The organism is Sphingomonas endophytica (assembly GCF_001476895.1).
GTDB lineage: Bacteria > Pseudomonadota > Alphaproteobacteria > Sphingomonadales > Sphingomonadaceae > Sphingomonas > Sphingomonas endophytica_A.
The window spans coordinates 1-10,167 of record NZ_LDTB01000089.1 but is presented as its reverse complement, the minus strand read 5'-3'; the positions used below and the strand labels follow the sequence as shown (position 1 = coordinate 10,167).

At 60.3% G+C, this 10,167-nt stretch carries 7 protein-coding genes and 1 pseudogene; 5 read left to right on the top strand and 3 right to left on the bottom strand.

The features are described 5' to 3' along the window. A pseudogene (locus NS334_RS16020) lies at nt 1-335 on the top strand (HlyD family efflux transporter periplasmic adaptor subunit); the annotation flags it as partial. Beyond that, nucleotides 332-1,723, top strand: coding sequence for an efflux transporter outer membrane subunit (locus tag NS334_RS16015; RefSeq protein WP_058756952.1), 1,392 nt, complete (start codon nt 332-334; stop codon nt 1,721-1,723). The pseudogene NS334_RS16020 and the gene NS334_RS16015, both read left to right, overlap by 4 nt. Nucleotides 1,724-1,730: 7 nt before the next feature. On the opposite strand, the gene NS334_RS16010 is transcribed toward NS334_RS16015, so the two are convergent. Beyond that, on the bottom strand, nt 1,731-2,714 hold the full coding sequence (locus NS334_RS16010) for a hypothetical protein (protein WP_058756951.1): 984 nt from the start codon (nt 2,712-2,714) through the stop codon (nt 1,731-1,733). Between the two features lie 14 nt (nt 2,715-2,728). Next, nucleotides 2,729-3,508, bottom strand: a complete 780-nt coding sequence (locus NS334_RS16005; RefSeq protein WP_058756950.1) for a glycosyltransferase family A protein — start codon at nt 3,506-3,508, stop codon at nt 2,729-2,731. Between the two features lie 57 nt (nt 3,509-3,565). Here NS334_RS16005 and NS334_RS16000 point away from each other — a divergent pair, with 57 nt between their 5' ends. Next, on the top strand, nt 3,566-4,621 hold the full coding sequence (locus tag NS334_RS16000; protein WP_058756949.1) for a glycosyltransferase family 4 protein: 1,056 nt from the start codon (nt 3,566-3,568) through the stop codon (nt 4,619-4,621). After that, nucleotides 4,618-5,406 (top strand): glycosyltransferase family 2 protein, encoded by a 789-nt coding sequence (locus NS334_RS15995; RefSeq protein ID WP_058756948.1) that lies wholly within the window; start codon nt 4,618-4,620, stop codon nt 5,404-5,406. Before NS334_RS16000 ends, NS334_RS15995 begins: the two co-directional genes overlap by 4 nt. 288 nt (nt 5,407-5,694) lie before the next feature. On the opposite strand, the gene NS334_RS17875 is transcribed toward NS334_RS15995, so the two are convergent. Continuing rightward, complete coding sequence (locus tag NS334_RS17875; RefSeq protein WP_153002776.1) at nt 5,695-8,994, bottom strand: metallophosphoesterase family protein; 3,300 nt, start codon at nt 8,992-8,994, stop codon at nt 5,695-5,697. 255 nt (nt 8,995-9,249) lie between these two features. On the opposite strand from NS334_RS17875, the gene NS334_RS15980 reads away from it, so the two are divergent. Beyond that, nucleotides 9,250-9,789: a recombinase family protein gene (locus tag NS334_RS15980; RefSeq protein ID WP_058756946.1), complete on the top strand. Its 540-nt coding sequence runs from the start codon at nt 9,250-9,252 to the stop codon at nt 9,787-9,789. The last annotated feature ends 378 nt before the right edge of the window (nt 9,790-10,167 follow it).

The following is a 10,167-nucleotide window of genomic DNA, read 5'->3' as shown; positions in this document are numbered from 1 at the left end:
CTATTTTAACCTTTCCTGTTCGTCGGCAGGGTCAGATGTGTTTAAGTTACTGTTGCAAGGAGGCGCAGACCGCGCGGATCGCGGTCGGGCAGCGTGCGAGCTTCACGGTCGACGGGCTCGCCAATGCGCGGCTGACCGGCCGGGTCGAGCGCATCTCCCCGGCGGCGGGCAGCGAGTTCGCAGTGCTGAAGTCGGATAACGCGACCGGCAATTTCACCAAGGTGCCGCAGCGGATCGCGGTGCGGATCCGCATCGATCCGGGCCAGCCGCTCGCCGCGCGGCTGCGCCCCGGCATGTCGGTGCAGGCGCGGGTCGATACCGGCGGCGCGCGATGAAGCGGATCGTTCTGGCCGTGCCGCTGGTGCTGGCGGCGTGCGCGCTGCCGGGGCCGCGCCGCGCTGTGCCCGAAGCCACGGCGGTGGTGCCTCCGCCGGCGTGGCGCAGCGCCCTGCCCGCGACCGGCGGTGCGGTGCGCGCCGGCTGGTGGCAGGCGTTCGGCGATCCGGCGCTGACCGCGCTGGTCGAGCGCGCGCTCGCCAACAATGTGGACATCGGCATCGCGGTGGCGCGGATCGAGGAAGCGCGCGCGTCCGAGGCGCTGGCGCGTGCGCAGTTGAGCCCGCAGATCGGCGGGACGGTGCCGGAGACGCAGGGGCAGTCGATTTCGCCGTTCGGGACGCTGACGCGCTCGGCGGCGGTGCAGCCCGCACTGTCGCTCAGCTATGACCTCGACCTGTTCGGGCGGTTGCGACAGGCGACGCGTGCGGCGCGCGCGCAGCTGCTCGCGACCGAGGCGGCGGCGGACACGGTGCGGCTGGCGACCGCCGCCACCGCCGCGCAGGGGTATGTGACGTTGCGCGCGCTCGACCACCGGCTGGCGATCGCGCAGGCGACGCTGGCAGCGCGCTCGGACGCGCTGCGGATCGCACGGCGGCGGTTCGAGGCGGGCTATACCTCGCGGCTGGAGTATCGGCAGGCGCAGGCCGAATATGCGGTAGCGGCGCAGCTCGTCCCCGCCGCCGAACTGGCGATCACGCGCGCCGAGAATGCACTGTCGCTGCTGACCGGCGACGCGCCGCGTGCGATCGCGCGGGGCTTGCCGCTCGACCGGCTCGCCGCGCCGCCGATCCCGGACGGCCTGCCCGCCGACCTGCTGCGCCGCCGCCCCGACCTGTTTCAGGCTGAGCAGACACTGGTCGCCACCGACCGCGCGCTCGACAGCCAGCGCGCGGCGATGCTGCCGAATCTGTCGCTGACCGGCGCGGCAGGGCTGGTGCTGTCCACCGCGCTGGCGCAGCCCGAGGTCATCTTCTCGGCCGGTGCCAGCGTCCTCGCGCCGATCTTCGACGGCGGGCGGTTGCGCGCGCAGGAACGCGCCGCCACCGCGCGCCGCGATCAGGCCGCCTTCGCCTATCGCCGCACCGCGCTGACCGCGTTCCGCGAGGTCGAGGATGCGCTGGCGGGCGTCCGCCGCACCGGCGAACAGGCGCAGGCGCTCGCCGATCAGGAAACCGCCGCGCGCGGCGCGCTCCAGAATGCCACCAACCGCTATCGCGCCGGCTATTCCAGCTATATCGAGCAACTGGACGCGCAGCGGACGCTGCTCAACGCCGAACTGTCGCTGGCGCAGGCGCGGGCCGATCGCCTCACCAGCTATGTCGCGCTGTATCAGGCGATGGGCGGCGGCTGGACGTCGGCGGACGTGGCGGCGGTCACGCGCTGACGCGGGGTCAAACCGTCCCCGCGATCCGGTCCTCGTCGCCGTCCGGCAGTTCCTCCGCCACCTCCGCCTGGACCGGCGGCTGCTTCACGAACATCGTCAGCACGTAGAACAGCAGGTTGCTGCCCTGCGTCAGCGCGCCCCCCGCCAGCAGCAGCCCGGCCATCGCTTCGCGCGGGCCGTCGACCGTCCCGCTCATCTCCAGCGCGGCGCTGAGGAACAGCAGGTCGCGGTTCGGGATCACCGGCAGGCGGGAGATCACCATCTGCGCGGTCAGGAACACCAGCCACACGCCCCACGGCTCCTGCGGCAGCACGACCGCCCATTGCGTCGCCTGCAACACCACCGTCGCCACGATGCGCGCGCTATGGATCCCCATCACCTGCAAGGTCTGCCGCAGAGGCATCGCGATCAGTTGCGATCGCACGCGGAACAGCAACGGCGCCAGAAATATGATGCCCATCAATCCCGCGATCAGCAGCGCGGGACCGGGATCCAGCCACGCCGCGATCCGACGCGCATCCCCCGCCGCGGCGAAGGCGATGAGCAGCGCCAGCGTCACCATGCCCGACGCGAGCGCGGACAGGATCGCATTGTCCTTCAGCCCGATCGCGATCGTCTTGTTCGGCAATCCGATCACCCGGCGTAGCCAGACGAACAGATACACTTCCCCCGAATAGCCGACCAGGGCCGCGTTGAGGATCCGCTTGCGGATATAGACCGGGAAGCCGCCCGGTAGCGGCCGCCCGAAGATCGTGCGAAACACCGCGATCTCCGACGCCGGCAGGATCAGGAAGCCGATCACGAACAGGACGTAGAACAGCGGATTGACCGGCAGGCTGGCGATCACCTCGCGCCAGCCGATCGCCCGCACCTTCAGCGTCATCCACACGATCATGCCGACGAAGAAGGCGACGCGCGCCACCTTCCCCGCGATCCTGGCCGCCGGGCGGTCCGCCAGCGCGCGCCAGCGTTCGAGACGTTCCTCCAGCATCGGGCGCGGACGCGTCAGAAGATGCCGAGCGCGCGCGACTGCGCATAGAAGGCGTCGAAGGACGCCTGCTGTCGCGGCGTCAGCCGGAATTGCGAATATCGGTCGGTGGTGCCGAAGAGCTTGCGGATGTTCCACTCCACGATGTCCTGCGGGCGCAGCGCGACCCGACGCGCGAAATGATCCCGCTCCCACGTATTGCTGCCGTGGTAGCAGCGGATCAGCAGCGCCGACCATTCGCGCCCCATCGTCGCCACGCCGCGTTTTATCCAGGCATCGCGATAGGTGCTGTCCTCGCCCTTGCGTTCGGAGGGGTAGCGCATGCTGTCGTCGCGTACATGCAGGATCGTGCTCGGCGCACCACCCGAGATGTGGCCGATATAGGGACGTTCCAGCCACTCGGGATCATCGAGGTGCACCAGCGTCGCGGCGGTCCAGCAGGCCGCCTTGTCGCCCAACGCCGAATATTGGCGCGACAATCGCTCCGGATCGAACCAGTCGTCATCGTCCCATTGCGCCAGCAGGGTGCCCCGCGCGATGTCCAGCGACAGGTTGCGCAGATCGCCCAGCGTCCGCTGCGGATCCTTGACGAGCCGATGATGGATCAGTCGCTCCGCCGGGATCGCCGCCAGGATCGGTGCGTAATCCTCTTCGCCGTCGTCGACGATCACCATCTCGCGATTGGGATATTGCTGCGACAGAAAGCAGTTGATCGACCGTTCCGCCAGCTTCCGGCGATTGGCGGTGACCATCAGACACGACATGCGCGGGCCGTCGTCGCTGAACGGGGCAATCATGCGCGCATCCCCATGTGCTGGGCAGGAGCCTGAGAAACGGCTACCAGCGGCCAAAGCATGACGCGTATCATCTTCATCCTCAGCTATCCAACCTACGTCAGCGTCGCCGACCAGGCCGAATGGCTGGCGTGGAACAATCGCGATCGTCGGATGCCCGCTATCCTATCGGCGATGGGGGTGAAAGTCGAGTTGTGGGGGATCGGGCGCACGCCCTGCGTCGTGGAAGCGACGGGCGACGCGGGCCGACGCTACACCGTCCGGCTGTTCGCCGCCGACAACCCGCGAAAGGCGGCCCGCGATCATATCAGCGCAGCGATGCTTTCGGCGGCGCGTGCCGCCAGCGACGCGTTGTTCGTGGTGATCGGCACCAACGGCGGCATCGGCTATCACCTTTATGACCGGCTGCTGCGCCCGGAGGCGCGCCGGTATGCGGTCATCATCGGCGGCGATTACTGGAGCCGTCTGCTCCCGCACGCGAAACTGGTGTTCCCGGAATCCGCCGTGCAGGAACAGGCGCTGGCGCACCCGCCCTATTTCTGGCGCCCACCGATACCGCGCACGCGGATGCTGCGGCTGCCCAAGGCGATCGATACCAGCCTGTTCCACCCCGAGGAGCGCCCGAACCGCTGGGACGTGATCGCGATCAGCCGCCTGTCGCGCTGGAAGAGCTTCGCGGAAGTCGGCGCGCTGTCGCGACGGTTCCGCGTCGCGGTGGCGGGCGGCGGGCCGGACGGCGCGGCGCTGGCTCGCCGCTATCCAGCGATCGACTGGCTGGGGCATGTCCCGCACGGCGAGATCCCCGCACTGCTCCATCAATCGCGCCTCTACTTCCATGCCGGGCGGCGCGACTATTTTCCGCGCGCGATCGTCGAGGCGATGGCGTGCGGCAAGCCGGTGGTCGGGTTCGGGGCACGGATGGGCGACGACGTGATCCCGCCCGCCTGCGGCCTGCGCGTCGATCGCACCAGCTTCGAGCGGGAGACGGCAATGCTGCTCGACGACCCGGCAAGGGTCGCCATGATGGGGACCGCGGCGCGGCGGCACGCGGTCGCGACGCATGGGCTGGATAGCAGCCTGGCGGCTTGTCAGGTGCTCGCGGGGATGCTGCGATGAACTGGTCGTTCGTCATCCCCTATTTCAACGAGGTCGATTATCTGCCCGCGACGCTGGACAGCCTTGCGGCGCAGACGTTGCGCCCGTTCCGCCTGATATTGGTCGACAACGCCTCCACCGATGGCTCGGCGGCACTGGCGCGGCGGATCGGCGCGACGCTGGCGGATACCGACGTCGTGCACCTGCGCGAGGATCGTCCGGGCAAGATCCATGCGCTTGAAACGGGACTGGCGGCGGTCACGACGCCGTTCGTCGCCTTCGGCGACGCCGATACCGTCTACCCACCCCATTATCTCGCCACCGCCGACGCGGCTTATGCGCCCGGCGTGGTCGCGGTGATGGGAACCGACGTGCCCGGCGCCGACCCGGCGGCAGCGTTGCGCAAGCGTCGGCATGTCCAGGTCGCCAGCCGGGTTTGGCCGAAGCAAACCCATACCGGCGGGTACGGCCAGACTTTTCGCACCGATGCAGTGCGGGCGGCGGGCGGCTATTCGGAACGCTGGTGGCGTTACGTGCTGGAGGATCACGAGATCATGCAGCGCGTCGTGAAACAAGGCCGCGTCGTCTATCCGTTCGATTTGTGGTGCGTCCCCTCGGACCGTCGCAACGATCGCAGTGCCGTGAACTGGACGCTGGCGGAACGGTTGTTCTACCATTTCACGCCGGCGATCGCGAAGGACTGGTATTTCTATCGCTTTCTCGGCCCCCGCCTGGCGGCACGCCGGATGGACAACCTCAACCTGCGCGACAAGACCTGGCTGGACAAACCCGCGCCTCCGAGGTGACGGGGCAGGCTGTGACGGCACGTCAAACGCCGCCTCACACTATGTCTGAGAGAAATGGCGCACCCGACAGGATTCGAACCTGTGGCCTCTGCCTTCGGAGGGCAGCGCGAGTGCACTAGCAACTTGTAAGCTGTTGTAATATCGCCGCTTTAAAAGCGCCGACTAGATCATACCGCACGTTTTGATCGGCTTGCAAGTGACTCGCTGTGGCAGGTTTGTGTCAGTTCAGTCAGCCTACAGCACTTCGCTTGCAATCACCGCCCCATGGGGCGATGATCGGCTCACCAGTTATGCGGATGGCGAGCGCTGGCTTGAAGGCGCGGGTGGTGCCCCCAAAATAGCAGAGACTCTAACCATGAAGTACGCTCGATCTCTATCCACGTTGTGAAGGTTGGAGCCTACAAGCTGGGTGATTTTGGATGACAGCCTTCTCACGTATTGCTGCTCCAAATGATCTTTACCATTCAGTCGCCATATGAAGGAGCTATGACGATAAAGATTCAGGAGGTTTTCATTATCTCCGTTATCTTCGAATATCTTCCAAAGTCGTTCATGGCATCGATCAAACATGCCAGATATGCGTTCTGCATGTAAGAAGTGATAAGCATCAACCAATCGATCGCGCATATCTTGGGAAACATCAAGGCCTGATTCTATTCGTTCAGCTAACGTGATTGTTGCTCGGCAGACATTCCAAAAGTCCTTCGTTACACGCGCACTTTCAACAACCTCTCTCAACCGATCTTCCTGCATTGCAGTGTTTGGTTCTGATGCTAGTGAGATAAGAATATTGTTAGCCATAATCTTGGAGCCACGCTTTTTAGCAACAGTTAGAAGCTGATTCAATTTAGCTATGCGCTCCTTCTGATCCTCGATCTGTTCAGCTATCACTAATTCGCCATGTAATGCGTACGCGGCTTTAGGAGCTACGCTGATAGCTCTTTTTGCCAAAGTTGCCGCAGTGTCCGGCTTATTAAAGCTTTCACAGGCGAGAGCACCTTGAATTAAGGCGTTTTGCCGTTGATCCTTGGTTAAAAGAGACAAGTCTATCGAATCAAAGCAGTCTATCGAAGCTTTGTATTCGCTTAGCATCCGCAGCGCTCGTGCGCGCTGCATTTTGAATACACTGGCTTCTCTTTGATAGCTACTATCCTCAACCAGCGGCAGAATGTCAGCCGTAAACAGCGAAACACTCCTAAAGTGACTTCCGGTGAGAAGGGCTGCTACAAACGAGCCGGACAGACGCAACAGCGCCTCTAAAGTCACGCTATCATCGCTCTTGATTGAGCGAAGCAGCATCCTCAATATAACTGTGGTCGCATTATTTATCTCGTAACCCTCCGAGAGGGCATTTTTAGCTCTCTTTCCGGTCGGGCTATTAGATATTTCACCCTGCGCCCATCTTTCACCAAAATACATAGCGAGTACGGCTCGATCTGTTCTTCGGATGGCCTCTTCATCCATGACGCTCAATATGTATTCGCGAACAATCCTAGGCACCACAAGTGCGCGCACCTGCTCGATTGAGTCACCTTCACCCATTCCACTCAGCGTGACACTCATCAGCAAGCCACGATCAAGCAGATAAGTAGCATGCTTCGCTGAAAACGGATGGACGCCAAGGAAGCGCTTTATGCGTGTGAGTTGCTCACCGTAAGGTAGCGCTGAAAGAGCTAATAAAAGTTCGAATGCTCTTGGTGCGTCTGCATCGGTTGATGAGCGGAGATCGTCGAAGGCTATAACTAGGCTTCTTGGGGCATCCCCAGCTTGATCCCCGGAGTCAGCTAAGTCAGGATTTGATGCGGCCAAGTCACTTAAGGACGTGACTTGAAGATCACGAAGCGCATCATCGACTCTGAGGGGTACTCCGTCGGTGCGCCGGAATATTATACCTGCTGCATCGGGTCTAGCATACCTTGGACTACCAAGTTCGCTCTCGCGTAGGTACATGGTTAGATCAGCCTCATCAAAGGCTGTAAGCTTAACAGAAGGAAGATTACCAAGTTCGGGAGCAATCCTACTTTTTAGTATTATCTTTGCCTCTGGGGCGAAGTCCTTAATGATCCCGACAAGGCGCTCCATTTCCTTCGTTACAGAAGGTGAATTGTCTGTTGAAGAATTAAAAACTGGCACTTCATCCAAGAGAATTATGGATGATCCCTTATTACCTAGGGCAAGAATAACATTCTCAAATGATGCGCCTAAACTCGACAAGAGCTTTGATCTAAAGCTTTCCAAGGTTGTGTATTCACTACAGTCGAGTCTAAATACGTCGTCTTCTGAAACTGAAATCTCATTTAAAACCGTCCCAATGAAGGATGCGGCCGACATTCCCCAGTCCGATACAAGCCAAGCAGCCCCGTATTCGTTTAGTGACTTCGCAAACTCTACTTGCTCGACTTTGCGAACAAACGAATGTGCTCTTGTATTTCGAAGTGGAAGACGTATAGTAGATACGTCGTATTCATCGGTTTCAAGAACCTTCTTATTTGAAGATTTGGTGTAGGCGATTGTGCTAGTCGAAAGTGCGCTCCTGTGATCAACAGAGTAAGAAATTGTGAAAGAGTTATCTTCTTCAAGGTCTTGGGTTACATCAGCCGCCAGCTTTCTGTCGCCATCCCCCGTTTTCACAACAACTCGTGGCCAGCACTGTACCGCCTTAATCTCATTGTTAGACGACAGCTTAAATGATGAGTAACCTTGAATGCGCTGAATTTCTCCGTTGGGGAGCTTTTCCAAGCCGAACAGCGATGCGGCTTGCGCGCCACGTCGACCCATGCTCCCGCCAACTGCCACGCGCGTTATGGCCGGCTCGTGCATATGCCCGAATAAATGAAGGTCGAACCTTCCCGATGGATTTATCTCGCTATTCCAACTTTCAAGGCTCGCGGCCTTCAGCCAACTGGCGGGCTGGTGGGTAATCAGCAAGGCCGTATCAAACTGCTTAACCCACGCATCGGGGTCGTCGTCGGTAATCATCATCAACTGCCGCGCGTCAACGTTCAGCGACTCGCTATAATCACCAGCACCAAGTTGAAGCCAAGTTGAGTTCAGGCATGCAAAGCCGACTCTGCCGCCGTCGCAGTCTAGTGAGTATGAGGCATCCCCCGGAAAGTAGCCGGTTAAGACAGGCGCAGCGTGCCGTCCGCTTGCAATTGATCTGGTCATCCAAGCTTTGTAATTCTCGAATCTATCGCTGATATACCTCTTAAATAAACTTCCATCCTTCCAAATATCGGCTCTAATTCTTTCGTCATTCCAGTATTGTTCCAGCGCGAGCAGCTCAGGAGCCATGGAGTCAGAGCGCTGAAGATCGTGATTTCCCGGAACGGTCACGAGGGGCGGATTGCATCCCAAGCCTTCAAGTCGAGTCCATATGGAGTCGAGTACTTCATCCAGCCGGTTGAATTCTTCTACCGTGCCTTTATTTACCAAGTCACCTGAGAAAACTATGAAATCCCATGGCCCTGCTTTGTCACTTAAGCGGGCCAAGTCTTCTAGTAACTGGTTTCCATATCGCGGCCAGAGCCAGCCTTGCTCGCGCATGCCAACGTGTAAATCACTGAAATGAAGCCAACGAACGCTCACTGCCCCTCCGATATAGCTGGCTGCTGAGTGGCGATCATACTGCCACGCTCCGACAACTCAACGACTTACCATCCGGTGACAGTGGTCTTTCCGATGGCTTCACTCCAAGTACCAAGGCATTGGAACGTTCGTTTTTAGGGTATACCCCTATGAGACGCGGCAATGAGACACGTCTCGCGTCTCAATAGAGTTGACTCTATAATAATGAGGCGTATGACTCGCATCATCTAAAGTCTATTGAGACAGGTCGCGATTATGCTGGTGGGTTACGGAAGGGTTTCTTCGTCGTCGCAATCGCTCGATGTTCAGTTCGACGCCCTTAAAGCTGCGGGTTGTGAGAAGCTGTTTGCGGAGAAAGAGAGCGGGGCCAGCACCGACAACCGCAAGGCACTCGCCGATGCACTCGATTTCATTCGGGAAGGCGACACACTTCTAATTTGCCGGATCGACCGTCTCGCCCGATCCGTGGGCGACTTGGAAACGATCGTCGCGACCATCAAGCGCAAGGGAGCGTTCCTGAAAGCCATTGAGCAGCCTATCGACACGTCGTCACCGGCGGGCGTCGCGTTCCTACAGATGCTTGGCGTCTTCGCGCAGTTCGAAACCGCTATCCGTAAAGAGCGTCAGGCAGAGGGGATCGCCAAGGCAAAAGCGGAGGGGCGTTACAAGGGCCGCAAGCCTACGGTGGATGCGGAGGCAGTGAGGGCGCTGAAAGCCGAAGGCGTTCGCCCGGTCGATATCGCCACGAAGCTCGGTATTGCTCGCGCTAGTGTGTACCGAGCGCTGTCCGCTTGATTGGTACACCTTACGCCGACCAGTTCTATCCACACTCATCGAAAGGCAGCGTAACCGCGCCCGGTTACTCCAAGCGTCTTGCCATAAGGCGGTACGTGGGAATCAGCGGAAATCCCGCGATTCGACCGCCGTCAAGGCAAAGTGGCAACGATATATTCGTTGTTAATCAGGGGCCTGTAAGAAATTCGACGCATTTGTACCGCTGGTTACGAGTCAACCCATTTTATTTCGAAATTGTACTCGGCTGCGGCCTTGCTCGATGACGAATTGTTGTGACAGAAGATTTCACGCAATCACCTGATCGTCCAATGCTTAGGTGAGCGCGAAGGAAGATGACAGCCTGCAAGCATCGTTCCCTTGACGTGACCCCCGTTTCTT

What these genes read in the sequence shown, in the direction of transcription:
- NS334_RS16015 (WP_058756952.1), top strand. Translation starts at nt 332, where the DNA reads ATGAAGCGGATCGTTCTGGCCGTGCCGCTGGTGCTGGCGGCGTGCGCG.
- NS334_RS16010 (WP_058756951.1), bottom strand. Translation starts at nt 2,714, where the DNA reads ATGCTGGAGGAACGTCTCGAACGCTGGCGCGCGCTGGCGGACCGCCCG.
- NS334_RS16005 (WP_058756950.1), bottom strand. Translation starts at nt 3,508, where the DNA reads ATGATTGCCCCGTTCAGCGACGACGGCCCGCGCATGTCGTGTCTGATG.
- NS334_RS16000 (WP_058756949.1), top strand. Translation starts at nt 3,566, where the DNA reads ATGACGCGTATCATCTTCATCCTCAGCTATCCAACCTACGTCAGCGTC.
- NS334_RS15995 (WP_058756948.1), top strand. Translation starts at nt 4,618, where the DNA reads ATGAACTGGTCGTTCGTCATCCCCTATTTCAACGAGGTCGATTATCTG.
- NS334_RS15980 (WP_058756946.1), top strand. Translation starts at nt 9,250, where the DNA reads ATGCTGGTGGGTTACGGAAGGGTTTCTTCGTCGTCGCAATCGCTCGAT.